Annotated in this window: 22 protein-coding genes; 13 read left to right on the top strand and 9 right to left on the bottom strand. The window is 56.3% G+C overall.

Annotated elements, in window-relative coordinates; translation table 11 throughout:
- Positions 1–11: 11 nt before the first annotated feature.
- Together ARC85_RS06610 and polA are read right to left on the bottom strand one after the other, a co-directional pair.
- A complete protein-coding gene (locus ARC85_RS06610; protein WP_278350754.1) occupies positions 12–380 on the bottom strand; it encodes a hypothetical protein in 369 nt (122 codons plus the stop codon).
- Positions 381–579: 199 nt separating this feature from the next.
- Positions 580–3,306, bottom strand: coding sequence for a DNA polymerase I (gene polA, locus ARC85_RS06605; RefSeq protein WP_286714556.1), 2,727 nt, complete (start codon positions 3,304–3,306; stop codon positions 580–582).
- Between the two features lie 85 nt (positions 3,307–3,391).
- Between polA and ARC85_RS06600 the strand changes: the two genes are divergently transcribed.
- Entirely contained in the window at positions 3,392–3,730 is a 339-nt protein-coding gene (locus tag ARC85_RS06600) for a DUF2782 domain-containing protein (RefSeq protein ID WP_041654519.1), read from the top strand.
- Positions 3,731–3,743: 13 nt separating this feature from the next.
- Here ARC85_RS06600 and ARC85_RS06595 read toward each other — a convergent pair whose 3' ends face one another.
- Entirely contained in the window at positions 3,744–4,241 is a 498-nt protein-coding gene (locus ARC85_RS06595; RefSeq protein WP_226538210.1) for a fibronectin type III domain-containing protein, read from the bottom strand.
- Between the two features lie 263 nt (positions 4,242–4,504).
- Between ARC85_RS06595 and ARC85_RS06590 the strand changes: the two genes are divergently transcribed.
- Entirely contained in the window at positions 4,505–4,924 is a 420-nt protein-coding gene (locus tag ARC85_RS06590; RefSeq protein ID WP_011784089.1) for a hypothetical protein, read from the top strand.
- Positions 4,925–4,989: 65 nt separating this feature from the next.
- Here ARC85_RS06590 and ARC85_RS06585 read toward each other — a convergent pair whose 3' ends face one another.
- The gene (locus tag ARC85_RS06585) at positions 4,990–5,637 is read right to left on the bottom strand and encodes a DUF4124 domain-containing protein (RefSeq protein ID WP_023008361.1); all 648 of its coding nucleotides are present in this window, start codon (positions 5,635–5,637) and stop codon (positions 4,990–4,992) included.
- Between the two features lie 3 nt (positions 5,638–5,640).
- A complete protein-coding gene (gene pyrE, locus ARC85_RS06580) occupies positions 5,641–6,279 on the bottom strand; it encodes an orotate phosphoribosyltransferase (protein ID WP_011784091.1) in 639 nt (212 codons plus the stop codon).
- An 81-nt stretch (positions 6,280–6,360) separates the two neighbouring features.
- Between pyrE and ARC85_RS06575 the strand changes: the two genes are divergently transcribed.
- Positions 6,361–7,167, top strand: coding sequence for an exodeoxyribonuclease III (locus ARC85_RS06575; RefSeq protein ID WP_023011727.1), 807 nt, complete (start codon positions 6,361–6,363; stop codon positions 7,165–7,167).
- Between the two features lie 157 nt (positions 7,168–7,324).
- Here the strand turns inward: ARC85_RS06575 and rph are convergent, their stop codons facing one another.
- The gene (gene rph / locus ARC85_RS06570; RefSeq protein WP_113879485.1) at positions 7,325–8,041 is read right to left on the bottom strand and encodes a ribonuclease PH; all 717 of its coding nucleotides are present in this window, start codon (positions 8,039–8,041) and stop codon (positions 7,325–7,327) included.
- 182 nt (positions 8,042–8,223) lie between these two features.
- On the opposite strand from rph, the gene ARC85_RS06565 reads away from it, so the two are divergent.
- Positions 8,224–9,093 carry a YicC/YloC family endoribonuclease gene (locus ARC85_RS06565; protein WP_286714555.1) on the top strand — a complete coding sequence of 290 codons (870 nt, stop codon included), beginning with the start codon at positions 8,224–8,226 and terminating at the stop codon, positions 9,091–9,093.
- 185 nt (positions 9,094–9,278) lie between these two features.
- A complete protein-coding gene (locus ARC85_RS06560) occupies positions 9,279–10,520 on the top strand; it encodes a tyrosine-type recombinase/integrase (protein WP_286714554.1) in 1,242 nt (413 codons plus the stop codon).
- A gap of 10 nt (positions 10,521–10,530) precedes the next feature.
- Here ARC85_RS06560 and ARC85_RS06555 read toward each other — a convergent pair whose 3' ends face one another.
- From ARC85_RS06555 to ARC85_RS06545, 3 genes are read right to left on the bottom strand one after another with little or no spacing between them, the layout of a single operon-like run.
- The gene (locus ARC85_RS06555; protein ID WP_286714553.1) at positions 10,531–10,773 is read right to left on the bottom strand and encodes a helix-turn-helix transcriptional regulator; all 243 of its coding nucleotides are present in this window, start codon (positions 10,771–10,773) and stop codon (positions 10,531–10,533) included.
- Positions 10,766–12,490, bottom strand: a complete 1,725-nt coding sequence (locus tag ARC85_RS06550) for a DUF927 domain-containing protein (protein WP_159177836.1) — start codon at positions 12,488–12,490, stop codon at positions 10,766–10,768. Before ARC85_RS06550 ends, ARC85_RS06555 begins: the two co-directional genes overlap by 8 nt.
- Positions 12,491–12,501: 11 nt before the next feature.
- Complete coding sequence (locus tag ARC85_RS06545) at positions 12,502–12,702, bottom strand: helix-turn-helix transcriptional regulator (RefSeq protein ID WP_008174219.1); 201 nt, start codon at positions 12,700–12,702, stop codon at positions 12,502–12,504.
- Between the two features lie 739 nt (positions 12,703–13,441).
- Here ARC85_RS06545 and mobI point away from each other — a divergent pair.
- The 8 genes from mobI to ARC85_RS06505 all read left to right on the top strand — a co-directional run bounded on the left by mobI (position 13,442) and on the right by ARC85_RS06505 (position 22,844).
- Positions 13,442–14,044 carry a conjugative transfer protein MobI(A/C) gene (gene mobI, locus ARC85_RS06540; protein ID WP_036149400.1) on the top strand — a complete coding sequence of 201 codons (603 nt, stop codon included), beginning with the start codon at positions 13,442–13,444 and terminating at the stop codon, positions 14,042–14,044.
- 249 nt (positions 14,045–14,293) lie between these two features.
- Complete coding sequence (locus ARC85_RS06535) at positions 14,294–14,503, top strand: helix-turn-helix domain-containing protein (protein WP_022992167.1); 210 nt, start codon at positions 14,294–14,296, stop codon at positions 14,501–14,503.
- Complete coding sequence (locus ARC85_RS06530; RefSeq protein WP_286714552.1) at positions 14,500–15,114, top strand: DUF1819 family protein; 615 nt, start codon at positions 14,500–14,502, stop codon at positions 15,112–15,114. Before ARC85_RS06535 ends, ARC85_RS06530 begins: the two co-directional genes overlap by 4 nt.
- 17 nt (positions 15,115–15,131) lie before the next feature.
- Complete coding sequence (locus ARC85_RS06525; protein ID WP_011784100.1) at positions 15,132–15,722, top strand: DUF1788 domain-containing protein; 591 nt, start codon at positions 15,132–15,134, stop codon at positions 15,720–15,722.
- A gap of 43 nt (positions 15,723–15,765) precedes the next feature.
- Positions 15,766–19,347 (top strand): BREX system P-loop protein BrxC, encoded by a 3,582-nt coding sequence (gene brxC, locus ARC85_RS06520; protein ID WP_286714551.1) that lies wholly within the window; start codon positions 15,766–15,768, stop codon positions 19,345–19,347.
- 40 nt (positions 19,348–19,387) lie between these two features.
- Complete coding sequence (locus ARC85_RS06515; protein ID WP_027854331.1) at positions 19,388–21,058, top strand: ATP-binding protein; 1,671 nt, start codon at positions 19,388–19,390, stop codon at positions 21,056–21,058.
- Between the two features lie 8 nt (positions 21,059–21,066).
- Positions 21,067–22,350: an AAA family ATPase gene (locus ARC85_RS06510; RefSeq protein WP_286714550.1), complete on the top strand. Its 1,284-nt coding sequence runs from the start codon at positions 21,067–21,069 to the stop codon at positions 22,348–22,350.
- Positions 22,347–22,844 carry a hypothetical protein gene (locus ARC85_RS06505; protein ID WP_228232946.1) on the top strand — a complete coding sequence of 166 codons (498 nt, stop codon included), beginning with the start codon at positions 22,347–22,349 and terminating at the stop codon, positions 22,842–22,844. Before ARC85_RS06510 ends, ARC85_RS06505 begins: the two co-directional genes overlap by 4 nt.
- The last annotated feature ends 1 nt before the right edge of the window (position 22,845 follow it).

Raw genomic sequence — 22,845 nt, 5'->3', positions numbered from 1 at the left:
TCCTTCCGGAATCAGCCCACCACCTGGCCCCGGTAGATCACCTTTTTCTGCCGGGGGCAGTCAGGTTCCGACAGTTCCTCTGTAGCTTTTTTGGCACCTTCCTCCGCTATGGGTTGTCCGCGGTACATCCGTGGCGCAATTTCCTCTTCGATATTGGCGGTATTCAGCTCCGGTACTCTCTGTTTAAGCGCTTCCCAGGTATGAACCAGATGCTTTGAACGGGTTTTACGGGCGTACTCGGCCAGGTGTTGCTCCAGGCCATCTTCGTTAAGGTGCAGTTTTACGCCGAATTCAGACTGGATAAGCCGGCGGCACTGATGCACGAGTTTCAGAAGACTGGGGTCGAACAGCCAGTTGCGTTCGCTGGTTGCGGAATTCATCGCTTGGACCTCGCATTGGTGTCACTGCATGGGGCGAAGGGCCCCGAGACATCGGAGGACAATGCAGAATTCGTGCCTCAGTGCCGATGGCCGTCTTTGCTGGTGTCTGCGAGGGTGTGGGCGGAGAGTCTGCCCTGTTCCTGTGCCCGGAAGCGGGATGTTGTTCAGAAACAGGGCGTTATCCGAAGTTGCGGGGCTTTTAGTGAGCCTGGTCCCAGTTGTCACCCACACCGGCTTCCACCAGCAGTGGCACATCCAGGCTGGCGGCGGCGGACATGCGCTTGACCAGGCCTTCTTTGACTTTGTCTACGGCCTCTTCGCGAACTTCGATGATCAGTTCGTCGTGGACCTGCATGGTCATGCAGGCATCGTTCGCGTGTTCTCTGCGTAGCCAGTTGTCTACCTCGATCATGGCCCGCTTGATGATATCGGCGGCCGTGCCCTGCATGGGCGCATTGATGGCGGTGCGCTCGGCGGCCTGCTGCAGCTGCTTGTTACGTGCGTTGATCTCTGGCAGGTACAGGCGGCGGCCGTAGAGCGTTTCCACGTAGCCGTCGTCATGGGCCTGTTTGCGGATGTTGTCCATGTATTTGAGTACGCCGGGGTAACGCTCGAAATACCGGTCGATGTACTCCTGAGCGGTTTTCCGGTCCACTTCCAGCTGGCGCGAGAGTCCGAATGCCGACATCCCGTAGATCAGCCCGAAGTTGATCGCCTTGGCACTTCGGCGCTGGGCGCCGGTTACCTCATCCACCGCCACGCCGAAGACTTCGGCTGCGGTGGCCTTGTGAATGTCTTCGCCGTGCTCGAACGCAGTCAGTAACCCTTTGTCGCCAGACAGGTGGGCCATGATGCGAAGCTCAATCTGGGAGTAGTCGGCGGCCAGCAGCTTGTAGCCTTTCGGGGCAATAAATGCCTGGCGTATGCGTCGGCCTTCCTGGGTCCGAATCGGAATGTTCTGCAGGTTGGGTTCCGATGAAGACAAACGTCCTGTCGCTGTCACTGCCTGATGATAGGAAGTGTGCACTCGCCCGGTGCGGTGGTGGATAAGCTCGGGAAGGGTGTCAGTGTAAGTGGACTTCAGCTTGCTTAAACTGCGGTGCTCGACAATCAGCCGGGGCAGTTCGTGCTCGTGGGCCAGCTCCTGCAGAACCGGCTCGGCCGTAGACGGGGCGCCCTTGGGTGTCTTTTTGATGACCCGCAGGCCAAGTTTGTCGTAAAGGATGGCCTGCAATTGTTTGGTGGAGCCCAGGTTGAAAGCTTCGCCGGCAACCTCGTGCGCTTCCTTCTCCAGTTCAGCCATGCGCTCGGCAAGTTCCTGGCTGTGCTGGCGCAGCGTGCTGGCACTGATCAGGGTGCCCCGCTGTTCCATCCGGGACAGCACCGGCACCAGCGGCAGGTCGATTTCCCGGTAGACGGATTCCAGCTTGCCGGTGTCTTTCAGCCTCGGGGCGAGAGTCTGGTGCAGGCGCAGGGTGATGTCAGCGTCTTCGGCGGCGTAGGGGCCGGCTCTTTCCAGATCGATCTGGTTGAACGTCAGTTGCTTGGCACCTTTGCCAGCAATCGATTCGTAGGTGATGGTTTCTTCATCAAGATAGGTACGGGCCAGGCTGTCCATGTCGTGGCGGGTGCCGACCGAATTCAGCACGTAGGACTCCACCATGGTGTCCTCGGCGATGCCCTCCAGCTGTATATCATGGTTGGCCAGCACGTTTTTGTCGTACTTGAGGTTCTGCCCGACCTTTTTGTGTTTCGGGTCTTCAAGCAACGGCTTCAGCTGTTCCAGCACAGAGTCGCGGTCCAGTTGCTCCGGCGCGCCCATATAATCATGGCCCAGTGGCACGTAAGCGGCCTTTCCCGGCTCAACAGCAAACGAAACGCCGACAATTTCGGCATCCATGTAGCGGAGGCTGGTGGTTTCGGTGTCGAAGGCGAACAGATCGGAATCTTTGAGTTTCTTCAGCCACTGGTCCAGGTCCGCCTGCTCGGTAATGACCTGATACTGCTTTTCCACCGAAGGTTTCGGCTGTGGCTGGCTATTCTGGGAGCCGTCGTCTGATGAGGAGCCGTTTTCCAGTTCCGCGATCCAGGTGCGGAATTCGTACTCTTTGAAGAGCTCCAACAGACTGGCGTCGTCCTGCTGGCGTTCCTGAAGATCTTCCAGCCCGAATTCGAGTTCCACATCGGTCCGGATGGTGGCCAGCTCCCGGCTCAGGGGCAGGGTGTCGGTTGCTTCCCTGAGGTATTCGCCGATCTTGCCCTTGATTTCGTCGGCATGTTCAATGAGGTTGTCGAGGTTGTCGTAGCTCTGCAGCCATTTGACGGCGGTTTTCGGGCCGCATTTGTTTACACCGGGAATGTTGTCGACTTTGTCACCCACCAGGGCGAGGTAATCGATGATCTGCTCCGGGGTAACACCAAACTTTTCAACGACCCCGTCCCGGTCCATGGCGGTTTCGGTCATGGTGTTGATGAGGGTAACGTGGTCGCTGACCAGTTGGGCCATGTCCTTGTCGCCGGTAGACACGACCACATCGATGCCCTTGCTGGTGGCTTCATGGGCCAGGGTGCCGATGACATCGTCGGCCTCGACGCCGGGCACGATCAACAGCGGTAGGCCCATCGCCCTGACAATCTCGTGAATGGGCTCAATCTGTACCGCCAGATCATCTGGCATGGGGGGGCGATTGGCTTTGTATTCCTCATACATGTCGTGCCGGAAGGTCTTGCCCTTGGCATCAAACACCACCACGGTTTTCGAACCCGGAAAGTCCTGTTCAATGCGCCGCAACATGCTGATTACGCCTTTGATGGCGCCAGTCGGGTGATTCTTGCTGGTGGTTAGTGGCGGCAGGGCATGGTAGGCACGGAACAGGTAAGACGATCCGTCCACCAGAACCACGGGAGGGTTGGTTTGTTCAGTCATATCAAAACAGGTCCGGATTCTGATTGAAGCGTGGATTGGCTTGTGCAACTCTAGCCAGAAAGATGAACCAAAGGGTACCACGAAAATGAAACGAATCGCCTGTTCCGCCCTGCTATGGGGCTGCTTCTCTGCGCCGTTGCTGGCCCAGGATGAAGGGGCTCTGGATGCCACTCCGGTGGTTACCCCTCAAGAACCTGTGGTTATTTCCGATTACCAGCCGCCGGAGGGTGGTGCGGAGATTGTTATTCGCCCCGGCGAGAAAGAAGTGTTTTATGAGTATCGGGTGAATGGCCAGCTAATGGAGATTAAAGTGGTGCCTGAAATTGGCCCGGAATACTACCTGGTGCCGGCCGACGGCGGTGGCTGGGTTCAGGATACCGAGTCCGACCTGCTCGTGCCCAGTTGGGTGATCTTCCGCTGGTAATCCGTCCTTCCGGTCAGATCAGGTTGACCTCAACCGGATCTGATCGCCTGCTTTCCAGGCCATCCACATCAATGGTTGTGATTGAGAACTCGTAGGCGCCGGGCTGCATCTCCGACAGGGTGTATCGGGTTTTGCTGCCATCGTTCAGCGGAATGACGCTGAAGCTCTCCTGATGTTTCAGTCGGTAATAGATGCGGTAACCGGCAATCTGACCAGGTGTCAGTGCTGAGCCATCTTCACGGGTGAGCGGTGGGTTCCATACCAGGGTTTTCGGGATGTCGGCGCCAGGTGGCTGTGGCGTTTCCTGATCGTCCGGCTGGCTTTGGCCGAGCGTGGCAAGCAGGTCGCCCTGCGCCTGTTTCAGGCGGCTGTCTGCCATCTCCGAAGCGCGTTTTGAATCCAGTTTACTGGCTCGCGTGTCTTCCTGGCAGCCGGCCAGAAGTATGGCAAACAGGCAAAGGAGTGTGGCCGCGGTTCGTGACAGCGGACTGGGATAAAGCGTTCTCTTCATAACTACTCGCATACGGGGCGCTGCAGGTGCACCCTCTGGTATTCGTTCGTATGGAGCCTGAATACAACCGGGAGACGGGCTTCGTTAAAACAGTGTGCGATTATGCCAGCGAGTATTCTGTGATCAAGTGAATAATCGGTAAAAACCCCTATCCGTGTTTAGTATGAACATTCTAATTTTTAGCCGTAGTTTGGTAGGTGAAAGTTACCAAAGGCTCTGCAAAACGCGGTGCCGAAACGACTCGGAAAACAGGGAGAACCACCATGGGTAAACTGAAATCCTACCAGGAACAGCTGCAAGACATCGTTGAGAAAGGCATCAACGCGGCTGAAGAGCAGCAGAAGAAGCTGGCGTCCAAGCCGTTTGATTATGCAGAAAAGCTGGAGGCGGAAGCGCGCGAGTACAGCGTAAAGACCCTGCGCAAGCGTTACAACGGCTACTCCGAGAACCTGTTCGAGCAGCTGCGTTCGCTGAACTCCCGCTTTGGCAATTTCGCCGCTGAGCTGGTTGCGAAGCTGGAAAAAGAAGCTGCCGAAGGTGCGGACGCCGTTTCTGAAGCAGCCGACGATGTTTCAGAAGCCGCTCAGGATGCCAAGAAGTCCGTAACCGCCAAGAAGCCGGCTGCGCGCAAGACCACTGCCCGCAAGCCTGCGGCCAAGAAAACCACTGCCGCCACTGCTTGATTCGGCGAGTTGGTGAGTCATACGCAAAGGGCGCTCGGTTGAGCGCCCTTTGTCATTAGTGGAGCTTAGTTTTCTTCCGGCTCCAGGGGGAGTGTTCGTGTCTCCCCGGTGATTTCTTCCAGGCGCTTGATGTCTGATTCGTAGGCCTTTTTCATTTCGCCGATATCCTGCCGTTGAGCGGAAATCTCCCGCTCGATATCTCGAATCTGGGCTTCGAGCCTGCGGATTTTCTCCAGCGTCGTTTCCGGGATGTCCCGGCCGGCGCGCTCCATATCCGCCGCGCGGCTCTGCTCGCTGTCGAGCTGGCTGGAAATTACTGAAATGTTCCCGCGCTTCAGCTGGATAATGCCTTCCAGTTCGCGGATCTTGCGATGCATGGCGCGCACAGCCTGATCCGGATGGCTGAAGCGTTTCAGGAGCAGACGATCCTGCTCCTGCTGGATTTCCAGTTGCTTCTGGCGCTCTTTCTCCGCTTCCCGGGCGGCGATTTCTTCCGCGGTGGGGGCGGGGGCAACGGTTTCGACCACCCGGCCGTTGTTGCTCAGGATATCGTAACCACGTTTGGTCGCTTCCTGGGGAATGGTGTTGCTGATAACCAGCCGTCCGTTTTCATCCGTGTAACGGTACATGGTTGCCTGGGCGCCGGCCGCAAACAGCAGTCCGAAGGCCGCAACGCCGGCAACAACAGGAGAAACGGTCAGATGGTGACGCATTCATCAGACTCCGTAGCGGTCCCGGTAGCTGGCCACGTTCTCCGCATGGCCGGCAAATTCCGGATTGGACTTCAGGTAGTCCAGTACCTGTTCAAGACGAATGATGCTGACAACGGGGATGCCGAACTCTTTCTCGACTTCCTGGATGGCGGACAGTTCACCGTTGCCCTTTTCCTGTCGGTCCAGGGCAATCAGCACGCCGGCCGGCTCGGCTCCGGCGGCCCGGATGATGTCGATAGATTCCCGGATGGCCGTGCCTGCGGTAATCACGTCGTCAACAATCAGTACTTTACCTTGTAGTGGGGCGCCAACAATATTGCCACCTTCACCATGATCTTTCTTTTCTTTGCGGTTAAAGGCAAAAGGTTTGCTGTTACCGTCTGTTGCAAGTGCCATGGCGGTTACCGTGGCCAACGGAATGCCCTTATAGGCAGGCCCGAAAATGATGTCATAATCCAGCCCGCTGCGTGCTATCGCAGCGGCATAGGCCTTGCTTAACTCAAGCAGGTCGTTTCCGGTGTTGAACAGTCCGGCATTGAAGAAGTAGGGGCTGGTGCGCCCGGATTTGAGTGTGAATTCTCCAAAACGCAGCACATTCCGCTGGATGGCAAACTCAATGAATTTTTGCTGATAGTCATGCATGGCAAGGCTTCTGGCGGGGTTTGATCTTTAATTAAAGCGTAAAAACGGTATCATACACACAAACCGAATCAGGGAACACGTATGCGGGTAGTATCAATCAGCGTCAATGGTCTTGAGCAGGCTGTTGAAAAGGGTTTTTTTGACTGGCTTGCCGAACAGGACGCTGATGTGGTCTGTGTGCAGGACCACCGCATGCGCGCCTACGAAATTGAAGACAGGAACCTGGTTCCGGAAGGCTACGAGGCCTATTTCATCGATGGTGAGCTGAACGAGCACGGTGGTGTCGGCATCTACACCCGTCATTTCCCGAAAGCCATTATGTATGGCTTTGCCAATGAGCAGGCAGACCGGGAAGGCCGCTTTATCCAGGCCGACTTCGACAAGGTTTCCGTTGCCTGCGTGCTCGCGCCCTGTGCCCTCGGCCGCGAGGAAGAACTGATCGGTGAAGACGACCTGACAGTGCTCGATCACAAAGACGAGTTCATGGAAGCCTTTGGCATTCATATGCAGAAAACCCTGCGCAAACGTCGTCAGTTTATTCTATGCGCGAATCTTCAGACCGCTCATCATGTAACCGACGCAAGCCCGCTTTATCACAAGACCGATTTCTCCGGTTTCCTGCCCCATGAGCGCGCATGGCTGGATCGTTTGTTTGATGAAATGGGCTGTATTGATGCGTTCCGCGAGATCAACAAGCAGAGCAATCAGTTCACCTGGTGGCCGGAGCAGACTGAGGGTTCCCGTAAGAAAGCGGGTATCCGGGTGGATTATCACCTGCTGACGCCGGGTATTCGAAAGACCATTCGCGATGGCTGGATTGATGACGAGACCCGGTTCTCTGATCATGCCCCTGTGATCATGGATTACGATATCGAAATCGGCTTCTGAGCTTTGAGATAGTCGGTCGCGTGTCCGGAGGGGGAAGCCTTTCCGGAACACGCTACAAGCACATCCCTGTGCGCTCGACTCCGGCCATCCCTGGCCGGAGACGGTCCCGGAAAGGCTTCCCCCTCCGAACCCGCTAGCTTTCAGTAGGCCGTCAGGCCTATGCGCTCAAAGCTTCTTTCTGCAGTTCAAACAACTGATCAATCGCTTTTCTTGCCAGCGCCAGCATGGCGTCCAGTTCTGCCTGCTCGAACGGCGCACCTTCCGCAGTTCCCTGGATTTCAATGAAGCCGCCCTGGTCGGTCATGATCACGTTCATGTCAGTTTCAGCTTCAGAGTCTTCCGGGTAGTCCAGATCGGCCACCGGGGTGCCTTTGTAGACACCGACAGAGACCGCAGCCACCATCTGTTTGAGAGGTGATTTCTTCAGGCGTTTCTCTTTTACCAGGTGATTCAGCGCGTCTACCAGGGCCACGCAGCCACCGGTGATCGCAGCAGTGCGGGTGCCGCCGTCGGCCTGGATCACGTCACAGTCGATGGTGATGGTGTGTTCGCCCAGCGCTTCGAGATCCACTGCGGCGCGCAGGCTGCGGCCGATCAGGCGCTGGATTTCCACGGTGCGGCCACCCTGTTTTCCACGGGCAGCTTCCCGGCCCATGCGGCTGCCGGTGGAGCGGGGCAGCATGCCGTACTCGGCGGTGATCCAGCCTTTGCCTTCGCCGCGCAGGAACGGTGGTACTTTGTTCTCGACAGAGGCAGTACAGATCACCTTGGTATCGCCGAATTCCACCAATACCGAGCCTTCGGCGTGGCGCGTGTAGTTCCGGGTGATGCGGACGTCTCTGGGTTGCTCAGGCGTTCTGCCGCTTGGTCGCATAGTGTGTCCTGTTTCTGAATATGAATGTCCGGCTGTTGCCGGTCGGGCGTTTTGAAAGGGCAACGAGTATAGCACGTAGCAAGGGGCAGGCGGGGGAGGCCGCGTGCCCCTTTGGTCGGGTTCGCCGCTCCGGGCGTTTGCCTGTTAAACTCGACGTTCCTTTGACGAACACTGGAGCCACTATGATCCGCAGCATGACTGCTTTTGCCCGCAAGGACGCCCAGGGTGACTGGGGTACTCTTACTTGTGAGATTCGTACCGTGAATCACCGCTATCTGGAACCTTCGTTCCGATTGCCGGAGGCTTTTCGTGAGCTTGAAAACCGGTTTCGGGAGGAATTGCGCAAGCAGGGCTTGAAGCGGGGCAAGGTCGATGTCTCCATGCGCCTGCAGTCGGCCGAGAGTGATGTCCAGGGCTTTGAAATCAGTGATGAGATGGCCCGGGCTGTGAACGAGGCGGCCAATCATATCAACCGTATGCTGGATAACCCGGCCCACATCAATGCGCTCGATATTCTGCGCTGGCCGGGGGTGATGTCTCTGCCGGAAAAGGACTACAGCGCGGCAAAGGAGGCAGCGGCAGATCTGTTTGTCGATACAGTGGCCGAGTTGATGAGCGTGCGCGAACGGGAAGGCGAACGCCTGAGACCGCTGTTTGAGGATCGTCTGGCCACCATGGGTAAGCTGGTGGCGGAGGTGCGCGAGAAAATGCCTCAACTGCTGGCCGCCCAGGAGCAGAACCTTCGGGATCGCTTTGAGAAAGCCAAGGTAGAGCTGGACCCGGAGCGCGTGGCCCAGGAGATGGTCATGCTGGCCCAGAAAAGTGACGTGGCCGAAGAGCTGGACCGCCTGGATGCCCATATCAGCGAAGTCACCGAGACCCTGCAAAACGACGATGCCATCGGCCGGCGCCTGGACTTCCTGATGCAGGAGCTGAACCGGGAAGCCAATACCCTGAGCAGCAAGAGTATCGATGCCGCCGTCACCCGCGCAGCGGTGGACTTAAAGGTGCTGATCGAGCAGATGCGGGAGCAGGTGCAAAACATAGAGTGATGTTCTTGGGTGTTTGTCGTTGTTCTTTAGCTCTTTAAAAATCAAATGGTTATGTAATTTTGACGGTCACCGCGTTCGTGTAAGTTCTGCCAAGTTTGGGTAGTGATGGGTAGTAGATTGGGGAGTATTTTCTCGCTATATTGTCTCAGCGAGATTGTACTCCCCAATTTTTTTAAGGCAGGAAAGTGGGCAAGCTACACGACAAGACCGTCAAGAAACTGATCAAAGAGAAGCCATCCGTGCGACATGCCGACGGCAATGGCCTCTACCTCATGACCCCGAAGCGCGGCGACGCTTACTGGATGCTGCGATACACCACGCCAGCTACCAAGCTCCGGCGCGAATACACCATCGGCAAGGTGGACGACTGGTCATTGGCCGACGCCCGTGATGAGGCGGCGAAGCTGAGGTTGGCGATCAAGCGTGAGGGTGCTGACCCGGTTCAGGAGCGGCAGAGGGTCAACCAAAACCCCTTCAAAACGCTCAATGACCTGTACGCGGACTACTACGAGCTTCGCAAACGAGAAATCGCGTCCCACCATAAAGAGAAGAGCCTGTACGAGCGTGAGGTCGCCTGGCGCATCGGAAAGGTGGAACTTGAAAAGATCCGGCCAGTGGATATCAGCGAAATCCTGCGGGACGTGGCCAATGGCTATGAGGACAATAAGCCTCGCCCGACCCTCTCAAATGACTTGATGCGCCTGCTGAGGAACCTGTTTGATCATGGCATCAAACTGGACGTCACCAGGTTCAATCCAGCTTCGCCATTCCGCCCCAGGGACGCCGGCGGGGAGGAGAAGGCCGCCAACTACCCAATGAATGAAGACGAAGTCACCGAGTTCTTTACCAAACTTAGGGTGATTCCGGCGCAGTTCAGTCGAGAGAACTACTTGGCCTGCGCGTTGCTGATAGCGACTTGTACGAGAAAGATGGAGCTTCTGGCCGCGCCTTGGTCAGAATTCGATTTGGAGAACCGTATCTGGTACCTGCCCGAGGAAAGGACCAAAAAGAGAAGGGCCATCGATATCCCGTTGGCGGAACCCGCCGTGGAATGGTTGAATGAACTGAAAGTACGCTCCTGTGGGAGTGAGTGGGTCTTCCCAGCTCGCAGGATCAGCAAAAAAGCACGGACTCCGCACGTATGCGAGAATACGCTGAACCATGCGCTCAAGAAGCTCTTTGAGAAAAAGCTCTTCTCATTTGACAAGCGCCGCGTCCACGATCTTCGCGGCACGGCCCGTACGAAACTGGGTAAGCTCGGCTTTGATGACAATCTGGCCCAACGCTGCCTGAATCAGCTGCCCGGCAACCGGACTGACCGGGTCTATAACAAGCATGCGTATTTTGAAGAACGAAAAGAGGCTCACGAGGCGCTCTGCGAGTGGCTGGCGCCCATCGTGAGAGGTGAAGTCAGCTCTGGAGAGTAAAGGGGCCAGATCAGGCCCCTTGTTGCTCGATCCAGGCCAACAGATCCGATAACCGCCACGCCACCGAGTTGCAGCCCAGCTTGAGTCGTGCCGGAGCCACTCGCTTTCGTTCCAAGGTCCACCACTGAGTTCGGCTGACGCCGGTAATCGCGCGGCGATCCCCCTCCCGGACCAGTCGCTCACACTGTCCAGAACGAGCCAGAAGCTTGGTGCGCACCTCTTCCGAAGGCGGACTGAAGGTTTTATCAATCATCCTCCTCTACCTCCGAATCACCGGTGGGAATAGTGGGAAACTGGGAAAGTCCATCTCCATCCGGTAGCGCTTCCCAATACGCCTTGATGCGATCAGGCCACAGGGCGAAAAAACGCTCCGATCGATCCCGCAGCTTGATTTTCATGGTGCCACGGCTCTGCTCATTGGTTTCCATGAAATCTCTCTGGATAAGCGGCTCAATTTCCCGAGTGTATCGACTACGAAGGCCAAGCTCCTTGATCAGAGTATTTTTGGGTATCAGCCACTGCGTCTCACCGGCCACTTTGCGTCGCAGACCAATTGCTCTTCCGTAATCCCCCCGCTCTATGTCAACAAGGCGGTGATTCCATTTGTAAATCGCATCGCGAAGGCGAGCCAAAATGCGGTGCTCCTCCGAATTGAAGATGTGACCTCGGCTCCGAAGCCAGGCTCCAACTGCTTGGTGTACCGCTCGAACTGACTCCGCTTCCGACCAGGGAAGTAGGTAGTTCCGGCAGGCTAGGCACAGAGCAGCGGTGATCAGTGCGAACCGCCTGATCACCCGGAGGACTTGCGAAGCCATATGAGAGGTCTTCCATTGGTCCGTCAACCGGGCGACCTCATTCTGGATATAGCCGGGCAAGTCATCCACATCTTCTGTGAGACGCTCAAGCCAGTGCCGGAACAGCGTGCCATGGTAGTGCCTGGTGCGGCTTTTCAACGCGTCCACGAACTCTTGGGGGCTGCTGAAGCCATGCACCTCGTCAAAGGCTCCAAATTTTCCAAAAACGGGGATCTCGACAAGACGATTCTCTTGGCCGGCTTTAACCGACTTTCCTATTTCCTGAAACACTTCCGACAGCCATACCTCACCAGTACTTAACGCCAGCGTTCGCCAGTGCGTTTGTTCAGCAAGATCCCCTGAGATATTCGCGCGCAGCTTACTGGCACCGGTCATTATGTGATACGTCGCCACATCGACATCTTCCGGCCGAGCCAGGCCAATCTCGTCCAACGCTAACAACATGTCGTTGTGCTCAGCAGCGACGGCTGCCAAGCCATTGGCAGTCGCTACCCAGTTCCTCACGAACGTTGGTGCTCCACAAACACTCGCGGCCACCTGCAGCAACGTCGTTTTCCCGGTGGAGCTATTACCAACCAAGTGAAAGGCCCCATTTTCAAGCTCCGCATGCTTTAGCAGGGGCGCCGCGAGTGCCACCCCGACGCTGAGGATCGCCAGCGGGTTGCCGCCACAGAGCTTCCCCACTTGATTCTGCCAGTCTTGAAGAGACCCGCTTTCCTGGAGCAACGGTGAGGTCGATAGCTGCCCTACAAAGTGGTGCTGCTCATCCGCCTGACCTGCCGTCCAGCTGCTCGTTGCGAAAATAGGCCCATGCCAGCCGCTGCGGTCGACGGTTGTGGCCGGAGGCGCCTTTGCCATTTCCTCCAGCAAATACCGCTGCAGTCGTGTCCAGCTAATATTGCCGGGTTCGAGGGGATAGCCGGTGTCCACCAACAGCTCTCGTATCTGACGAGCGTTATCACCGTTCAGAGTCCTCGCATACACCACCTCGCGCAGCAGGACGTTGTCCATATTTTTCCACTGCAGCAGCGCGCCGTGGCCGTGTTTTTTATTGGAGAGGCGGGTTCGGGCAACAACCTCTATCCATCCGCCAACCCTCTGCCACTCTTCAGAGCTGTAGCAGTACAGCCCTGAGTCTCTCAATTGATATTTCATTCGCGCCTCCGTCACAGCCGGTCCAGCCAGTCACGAACATCCTGAATCCGGAACCTGACGGCCCTTCCTTGCGGGCTTGGCTTTATGGGGGCAGGGAAACGACCGGCTTTCACGTACCGTCGAAGCGTGGCTTGCGAAAGCTGGGTGACGGCACAAACCTCTTCATAGGTGAGCAAACGCTCATTCGTCTCGTTGAAATACTGTCGTTGCATAATCCACTCCTGATTCGTTGTTTAACGGTCAGGAGTGATTATGAATAGTCCTGAATTCACACCAGAACCGTGGAATTGGCCAATTTGGGCGCAAAGAGAAAAAGATATTAAAACGCTGAATTTAAAGGATAAATTTTAGGGTTTAGGCGCTTTCTATGTGGCGGCCATCGGTTTTTGGATAAATTCTGGCGAAAATGTGAACAGTCTCCGCTAGCCGCCATCATCACGGCATCATTTTATGAAGCGGTAACTCCCGCTGACTTTCACATGTGAAAGTCAATGCTGGACGTGATCAAAACAGCCTCTCAAAAAGCCTTGTCGAGACCCTGTTATTTCACGGGACGTGCCCGCATCACACCGGGGCTCCAAAAGGTCTCTTTCAAGCCCCTTGTAAGTGCCTCGAGGAAGCGGTGGGAATTGTTGTAGCGACGACAGTCAGTCCGGTTCCATCAAGCCTCCGGATACCGGTGTTGTCACTGAGGTGGGAGGCCAGGGTCCCAAATGAATAATGGAACGCGGATCCTTCAGCCCATGCGAGCTATTTCATGGCGCGCGGGAGCGCAGCGGCAAAGTCCCAAATCAGATAGTTACGTGGACAGGAATTGGAAAGGTCCCATGGCTTGGAGGAAGGAATCTGCCTCCGCCCCCGCCTTTGTGTCCAAAAAGGACAAAAGCACATGGCAGCTCAAAGCACTCGACGGATTACGATTGTTGGCAAATCCATAGCGAGGAGCCAGCCATGAGCAAACGAATGACTCACCAGGAAATCTGCGAAGAGTGGGAGTCGGTCAGCCGAGCCCAAAATTTGGACCATCGTCGCGGCACCGAAGCCGCCATCAGGCAGTGCCGCCAATTTCTGGCCGCGATTCAGCAACAAGCAGACGTGGAGCAAGCCAGATATCGCTATCTGGCGCAGCGGCTCTGTGATCACTTCTGGTCCCACAACGTCGCGCATCGTACCGACCAGACACCCGGCTATCCCGGGCACTTCGGCTGCCGCGTCCGACTCCGGAAAAGAAAGCTGGAGTTGTCCTGGTACTACAATCGCTTTGTACCGAAGAAGGGTAGTGAAGGCCGCTCGGTGTTCAGTGAATACATCCGCAAAGAAGGTCAGTATCGCTACCACAAACCGGCCTTCACGCGGGCCCAGGATTGGGAGCAACCGCTCATCATGGAGACTGAGACCGGTTTTGAGATGTTGCGAAGGCTCAATGCCAACCAGGCGGAGCTTTGTCGAATCGTGCGGAAAAGCGAGCGCCTTCTGAAAGATCTAGAGGACCACCTCCGTGGACTGAAGGAAGCTACCAGCGTGAGTTCAAGCCGCTCCAGCGAGGAGAGATGAGGGCTTTTGGCGGTAAAAGGCCTGTCGTTCACACCGCAGGTGTTGATTGTGTGGGGCTATTGATGGGGTCGCCCAGATTTTACATGGCTATATGCGCCGTTCTTTGCTGGTCTATCCGGGTCAAATCGGTTGAATGCGGCGTGGTACCTCTATATATTGATCAGTCAATCTAGTGTAGGGCTGCTCCGCCCACGAAACCATGCCGCCTCAGATGAGGCGGCAACACCATCGCCCATAGGAAGCGAAAACATGGCCGAGATGGAAGATCGCTGGTTATCCGTAGACGAAATAGGCAAGCACCTCGGTGTCAGCAATGACACCGTGTACCGCTGGATCGACAAGCACTCAATGCCCGCCCACCGCATGGGGCGATTTTGGAAGTTCAAAAAAGTCGAAGTAGATGAGTGGGTCAAGGGCGGAGGAGCCGCCGAGACGAGCAAAGGTGAGCGTTCCGAATGACCCAAGGCCGGTATCGCATCTCCTTCACGTCCGGCAGCCTGTATCACCGCGAATCGGTGAAGCTGGCCGAGCTGTACCTGTCGCTCCGTGACTGGGATGAGGTGCGGACTCAAGCTCTACATGACAACCTTCTACAGGCCAGAACGGAAAGCACGGCAAAGCGCACCTGTAGAGAGGCGGTTGCACGCCTGAAGACGTTGACCGAGAGCGAACTGACTTTCCTGGCCGAGGCAAACCACCAGGACCAGGCACATCTCCTGTGGGTTTCCGTGTGCCGCCTTTATCGCTTTATAGCGGACTTCGCGGTGGAAGTGCTACACGAACGGTTTGTAGCGATGAAGTTGGATCTCAGCTTTGAGGATTTCGACGCCTTCTATAACCGTAAATCGGAATGGCATGACGAACTGGATAATGCCAGCGCCTCAACGCGCGATAAATTGCGGCAGGTCCTGTTCAGAATGATGCGGGAGGTAGGGTTGTTAGCTAAAGACAAAACCATAAACGCAATACTGCTAAGCCCCAGGCTGGTTGAGTTGCTGCGTCAGAACAATCCTGACGAGTTTTTTTACTTCCCAGTCTATGAATCCGATATCAGGGGGATGTCAGCTTGAGAAAGGACATTGCCAAAATGCCGATGCAGGAGCGACTACAGCACCTGTTCAGCGTGGTTTCCGGCCAGCGATTCCTGAACAAACAGGGGCTGGGTAATGAAGTGCCTTTCTTCATCTGCCCCTACCGGCCTGAAGAAGCGGTCGAGATGGAGCGTCTTCAGCGGCAGTTGGTTAACCGGCTGGAGCAGGCGGGCATTCGGATTCTGAGCATCAACCTGTACGACCTGGCCGTCGATATTTTGAAAGAAAGAGACATCTGGGAGCAGGTGTTGGAGCTCGAGCCCACAGTCTCAAAGGATCAGCTGAAAGAGCTGCTACAGGGAGTGCTGGACCCGGAAGCCCATTTGGTGCCCGCTATTGCGGCAAAACTCCAGTCCGTTGAGTTTGACGTGCTGTTTCTCTCAGGGGTGGGCGAGGTCTTCCCCTACATACGCTCCCATAACGTGCTCAACAACTTGCAGAGCACCGCCAAAGACCAGCCAACGGTGATGTTCTTCCCGGGCTCCTATACCCACTCGCTGGAAACCGGGGCATCGCTGGATCTGTTCGGCAGGTTGCATGACGACAAGTACTACCGTGCGTTCAACATCTTTCATTACGAAGCCTGAGCGGACGATACGATTCGAGGCGTAATCATTAAGGGAAAGTACAATGACATTGAAGAATATTTTTCTAAAGCCCGTTGACCGCCCCATTGAAGGCGTTATCAAAGCCGACGATGAAGCCAGTCTTCGCCTCGAAATTGAAGAATACGTACTGACCAACGAAGTCGAGAAGCGTCTCGAAGAGTTCCTGGACGCCTACAATAACTACGAAGGGGCGAACGGGGTCTGGGTATCCGGCTTCTTCGGCTCGGGTAAGTCACACCTGCTTAAGATGCTGGCGCTTCTGCTTGAAAACCGCGAGATGGACGGTGCTACAACCCTGGACCTGTTCCTTCCCAAATGCAGCGAGAATGAAATTCTCCGGGGCGACCTGAAACGAGCTGTCTCAATTCCGGCGAAGAGCATTCTGTTCAACATCGATCAGAAAGCCGATGTCATCAGCAAAACCCAGATCGATGCGCTTCTGGCCGTGTTCGTTAAAGTCTTTGACGAAATGTGCGGTTACTACGGCAAACAAGGGCACATTGCCCAGTTTGAGCGCGATCTGGACGGCCGTGGCCTGTACGAACAATTCAAAGTCGAGTACGAGGCCATCGCCGGCCGCCCCTGGCAGAAAGGCCGGGAGCAAGCCCTTCTGGAAGGCCCGAATATTGCCAAAGCCTACGCCGCTGTGACCAGTGGCGACCCGCAGTCGGCAGCGGGCATTCTGGACAAGTACCGCAGCGAATACCGCGTTTCAATTGAGGACTTCGCGGACAATGTGAATGCCTATATCGAGAAGCAGGCAAAAGAGGGTGGCCACAAAGAGTTCCGCCTGAACTTTTTTGTGGACGAGGTCGGCCAGTACATTGCCGACAACACCAAGCTGATGACCAACCTGCAAACCATTGCCGAGAGCCTCGCCACTAAGTGTCGGGGCCGGGCCTGGATTATCGTCACCGCCCAGGAAGAGATGAAAAACGTGGTTGGCGAAATGGGCAAGCAGCAAGGTAACGATTTCTCGAAAATTCAGGCGCGTTTCAATAACCGCATGAAACTGTCCAGTGCCGATGTAGCGGAAGTGATCCAGAAGCGCCTGCTGACCAAAACCGAAGAGGGCGTTAACCAGCTGTCAGATCTTTACCACGATCAATCCAATAATTTTAAAACGCTCTTCGATTTTTCGGATGGTTCGGCTACCTATCGGAATTTCCGGGATCGCGACCACTTCATCCACAGTTATCCCTTTATCCCCTACCAGTTCGCGCTGTTCCAATCGGCGATCCAGAATCTGTCCCAGCACAACGCCTTTGAAGGTAAGCACAGCTCTGTTGGTGAGCGCTCCATGCTAGGGGTTTTCCAGCAGGTGGCCATCCACATCGGCAACCATGAGGTGGGCCAACTGGCCACCTTTGACCTGATGTTTGAAGGCATCCGCTCTGCACTGAAATCACAAATACAGCGGGCGATTATTCAGGCCGAGAACCACCTCGATAATGCCTTCGCCATTCGTCTGCTGAAGGCCCTGTTCCTGGTCAAATACGTCAAGGAATTCAAGCCCACGGTGCGCAACCTTTGCGTGCTGATGCTGGATGCCTTCGATCAGGATCTGCCGGCACTTCGCACCAAGGTCGAGGAGGCCCTGAGCCTTCTGGAGCAACAGACCTACATACAGCGCAACGGCGACCAGTACGAGTACCTGACGGACGAGGAAAAGGACGTCGAGCAGGAGATCAAGAACACAGAGGTCGAATCATCGGACGTGGCTGACGAGCTGGAAAAGATCGTTTTCGACTTTGTCATCAAGCAGCGCAAAATCCGCTATGACGCAGGCTCCTCCCAGAACCAGGGGCAAGACTACTCCTATTCGCGCAAACTGGATGATCGTCTGCATGGGCGTGAATACGAACTCTCGATCAATGTCATCAGCCCGTTCCACGAGCATACCGACAATGAGCAAATGCTCCGTACAGCCTCAACCTATAAGGCGGACGAGCTCTTCGTGCTCATGCCGTCGGACGAGCGCCTGGTGCGTGATCTGCTCATGTTCAAGCGCACCGAGAAGTACATCAAACAGAATATCTCTGTTACCCAGCAGGAAGCTGTCAAGCGGATCCTGAATGATAAAGGCTTCCAGAACCGTGAGCGCGAGGCCAGGCTCCGGCAGCAGGTTCAGACCCTCATTGGCAAGTCCAAATTGCTCATTGGCGGCGCCGATGTGGAAGTGGCGAATGAGGACCCCCAGACCCGCATTATCCGGGGCTTCCATGAGCTGATTTCACGGGCTTACCCCAACCTCCGCATGTTGCGCGGCGTTTCCTACACGGAAAACGACATCAACAATTGCCTCAACCGTACAGACGATGGCCTTTTCGGTAACGACGCCACGGCCCTGGCGGAATCCGAGCAGGAAGTGCTGGCGTTCATTCAGAGCAACAACCGGGGCGGTGTCCGTACCACCCTCAAGGGCTTGCTGGAAAAATTCGAACGCAAACCCTACGGCTGGTATTACGCCGCGATTCTCTGCACCCTGGCCAACCTGTGTGCCCGTGGCAAGGTGGAGGTTCGTCTCGACGGTAACATCCTGGAGGACAGCGAGCTGGAGCGCGCCCTGCGCAACACTCACGGCCACGGCAACGTGGTGCTGGAACCACAGATTGAGTTCACCGCCTCTCAGGTCCGAGCCCTCAAGTCGTTCTACGAGGACTTCTTCGACAGCCCGCCCCGCAGCAGCGAAGCCAAAGCCCTGGGTAAAGAGGCTGGCGAAGCCTTTCAGGACATGTTCCACGACCTGGATCGGCGGATAGCGCAGGTCGATCAGTACCCGTTTCTCAATGCTTTGAAGCCGGCCCTGGAGACGCTGAAAGAGGTCGCCGGAAAGCCCTACACCTGGCACCTGACGGAATTGGGCAAGCAGGAAGACCAGCTGCTGGGCCTGAAAGAGGATGTCATCGACCCCATCCGCAAGTTTATGGGCGGTTCACAAAAAGACATCTACAACCAGGCTCGGTCCTTCCTGCAGAGCCAGGAGCCCAACTTTATCTATGTGTCCGGGGATGAGATCGAGCAGATCCGCACCATCCTGAACGACCCTAACTGCTACAAGGGAAATCGCATTCAGCAGCTGAAGGGCCAATTGGACAGTCTACAGAGCCGCATCGACGAGAAAGTGCAGCAAACCCGCTCCCAGGCAGAAACGTCCCTAAAGACCATGCAAGAACGCATGCAAAGCATGGATGAGTATCAGTCCCTGCCGGAGCCGCGCCAGGATGAGCTCAACAAACCGTTCCGGGATCTGGTCGATTATATCGGGCAGGAGCGCCTGATTGCCGTGATCAAGGACCGGACCCGATACTTTGAAGAAGAGGGCTACCAGAAGCTGCTGGGCAAAATGGTGGCGCTGGCCAATCAGAAATCAGCACCGGCAGACGACCCCGATCAGCCCCCAGGTGGGCAGAGTGAAGACCTGCACGACAGGGGGCCTCACGAGATCAAGGAATCGCCCGCGGACTACGTTCACACCCGCAACCTCCGTGTCGCGTTCGACAAGGCCTGGCTGGCCGACGAGGGGGATGTGGACCGCTATCTGAATGCCCTGCGCGAGGCCCTGCTGGTTGAAGTCCAGCAAGGCCGCAAGGTCCAGATCTAAGCGTGCCGAACCGTCTAATCGGTCAAAGTTGGGGATAGCCATGCACGAAGCCGAACAGGAAATCCAGGCGCTCATTCGCGGCGGCGAAAGCCTTGCCGTCGAGTTCAAAAGCGACGTCAAAAGCCTGCCGGACCGGGATCTGGTAGCTGCGGTGGTGGCCCTGGCCAACACCGAGGGCGGCGACCTGTTCCTGGGCGTTGAAGACGATGGCACCCCGACTGGGCTGCATGCCAATCACCGCAACCTCGCCGGCCTGCCCGCGCTGATTGCCAACAAGACCATTCCCTCGCTGGCTGTGCGCGTTGAGTCCCTGGAGCTGGACGGGCAACCTATTGCCAGGATCCAGGTGCCCAAGTCCCGGCAGCTGGTGTCCACTTCGGATGGCCTGCTGCAACGTCGGCGCCTGAGAATGGACGGCACTCCAGAGGCTGTGCCCTTCTACCCCCATGAGTTTGTTCAGCGCCAGTCAAGCTTGGGGGTAACGGACCCCTCGGCCTTGCCGGTGGAAAACCTCGCGGTTGAGGACCTGGACCCGATTCAGCGCATCCGCATCCGCAACGCCATCAAGAAGTACGGTGGCGACCAGAGCCTGATGCCCCTGGCGGATGATGAGCTGGACGGCGCCCTGGGGCTGACTGTGAGCGTGGGAGGCATGCGCCGCCCTACGGTTGCAGGCCTGTTGCTGCTAGGGAGTGAGATGCAGCTCCGGCAACACCTACCCTCCCACGAGGTAGCCTTCCAGGTGCTGCGCGGTACCGATGTGCTGGTCAACGAGTTCTACCGCAAACCGCTGCTGGAGACGTTTGAAGAGGTCGAAGTGCTGTTCCGCGCCCGGGTGGAGGAAGAGGAGATTCAGGTCGGGCTGTTTCGCGTGCCCATCCCCAACTTCGACCGTCGAGCCTTCCGGGAAGCCTTCGTAAACGCCCTGGTTCACCGCGACTACAGCGCCCTGGGTGCCGTGCACGTCAAACTGGACGACGACGGCCTGAGCATCAGCAATCCCGGTGGTTTTGTGGAGGGCGTCAACCTGGACAACCTGCTGGTGGCTGACCCTCGCTCCCGTAACCCATTGCTGGCTGACATCATCAAGCGCATTGGCCTGGCCGAACGCACTGGCCGAGGCATCGACCGGATCTTCGAGGGTATGCTCCGCTACGGGCGCACCGCCCCCGACTACTCCATGTCGTCCGCTCACACCGTCTCCGTGCGCATGAGCGCAGCGGACGCGGACGCCGAATTCCTGCGGATGATCGTCGAGCGTGAGGAACAGACCGGCGCCGCCATGCCCATCGACAGCCTGATCATCCTGTCCCGGCTGCGCAATGAGCGGCGCTTAAGAACGGCGGACCTGGCCAAATCCGTGCAAAAGCCCGAAACCGTGGTCCGGGGCACCCTGGAAAAGCTGGTGGAAGCAGGCATGGTGGAAGCCCACGGCACCGGCAAGGGCCGCACTTACACCCTGAGCGCCAAGGTTTACCGGGGGGCGGGACAGAAGGCGGCCTACGTTCGCCAGGCGGGGTTCGATGCCATCCAACAGGAGCAGATGGTGCTGAATTTCATCGATACCCACGGCAGCATCAAACGAGCGGATGCCGCTGATCTGTGCCATATCAGCCCTTTCCAAGCCACTCGGCTGCTCAACCGCTTGAAAGACAAGGGTGTGATACGCCCGGTAGGCCAGGGGAAGGGGACTCGATATGAGCGAAGCTGATAAAATACGTGCGGCGCACGAAAAATACGAGCGGATACGAGCGCCGCGCGTATTTCCGCGTGCAAGTGAGGGCAGTGGCCGACCGGGTGCTGGATCAGGGGATAGTGAACAATCGGGAAGTAATGATGATAGACCGGCTTGAACTCAAAAACTTTACGTCATTCGGTGATCTGAACATCGATTTCTCACCCAAGATCAACGTGATCATTGGTGAAAACGGTACCGGCAAAACACACTTGCTCAAGGCGGCCTATGGGCTTTGTGCCGGCGCATCGTTTTTCAAGAGCAAGCCGGATCTCGGTAAAGCCGAGCTCGAAGCGGCCTTAACTACCAAGTTCTTACGCCTGTTCATGCCTCTGGATGACAAGCTCGGGAAGATGCACCTCCACGGGGCCAGGGAGCACGCCAGTTTAACCGCACAGTTTGCAGAGGGGCAGAAGGTCAACGCGACCTTTTTCAACAACTCCTCTGAACTTTCGATCAAGGATTCGCAAAGCTACGCCAAGTACCGGGCTGAGCCAGTGTTCATCCCAACCAAAGAAGTGCTCTCTCTGGTCAAGGGTATGGCCGACGAAACACACGATCAGAAGACGGTTGAGCTGATATTCGATGATGGCTACGTCGATCTTGCCAAGGCCCTGACCAAATCCAGTGATGACGACCTGGACGTGCGAATCAACCAAGATCCGAGGCTGAGTTCGATCGTTCCGCAATTGGTCAGCCTGATTGGTGGCCGTTATCAGTGGGAAAACGGCGGCTTCTGCTTCCAGCCAGGTGAATATCGGGAAAAGCCCTCTCCTAAACGAACCAATTCCAAGTCCGCCCAAGCGTATCAGGACTCCACAGTGACGGAGTTCGTCGCAGAAAGCGGTCGTCAGTACTCCAGCAGCATGACAGCGGAAGGCTTCAGAAAGATCGGTATTCTGCACAGGTTGCTAAGTAACGGCGTGCTGTCTCCTGGTTCCAGTGGCCCCCTGTTCTGGGACGAACCAGAATCCAATATGAACCCCAAGCTGATGAAGCTGCTTGTTCAGGTTCTTCTGGAGCTCGCTCGAAATAACCAGCAGGTCATTCTCGCCACCCATGATTATGTACTGCTCAAATGGTTTGACCTCCTGGCCCGCCCAGGGCAGGGAGATCATATTCGCTTCCATGCACTGGTCAACAAAGGTGGCCAAGTTACTCTTCAATCAGCGAATAGCTATAAAGAGCTGGATAACAATGCCATAGCGAACACGTTCAATGATTTATACGACGAAGAGATCAAGCGCTCGCTCGGGGGAAAGGTATGACTCTTCTCTCCGAGGACGATCTGGAATTCGATTTCAGCGATGCTATTGAAGCCGTCCGCTTCGATGACGACGCGCTACATGGGCAAAGCACCATGAAGCGCGTTGATTTTATTGCAGAGTATGAGGATCGCTTGGTTTTTGTGGAAGTAAAAGACCCTGACAACCCTGTCGCGACCAATCCTGAAGCATTCAGACAAAAGCTCGTCAGTGGCAATTTAATACCCGATTTAGCGGGAAAGTATAGAGACAGCCTTTGGTTCCGAGCCCTCAGCGGTAAGGTGGGAAAACCAGTTCATTATGTCGTCCTGCTTTCCATGGCCGCTCTCGATCCCGCATTGCTGCTAGCTAAACAAGATCAGCTGCACCGCTGCCTGCCATTGAATCACAAAGACTGGTCTCTGTCGTTTGCACAGGCGTGCGTCATTCTCAATCTGGACCAGTACAAGAAACAATTTGGAACCCATACCGTCCGCAGAATAAGTGCGGGAGCCTAAT

Origin of the sequence: Marinobacter sp. tcs-11, from assembly GCF_002049515.1 — a bacterium.
GTDB lineage: Bacteria > Pseudomonadota > Gammaproteobacteria > Pseudomonadales > Oleiphilaceae > Marinobacter > Marinobacter nauticus.
The sequence above is the reverse complement of the archived record's forward strand: the minus strand, read 5'-3'. Positions and strand labels throughout refer to the sequence as shown.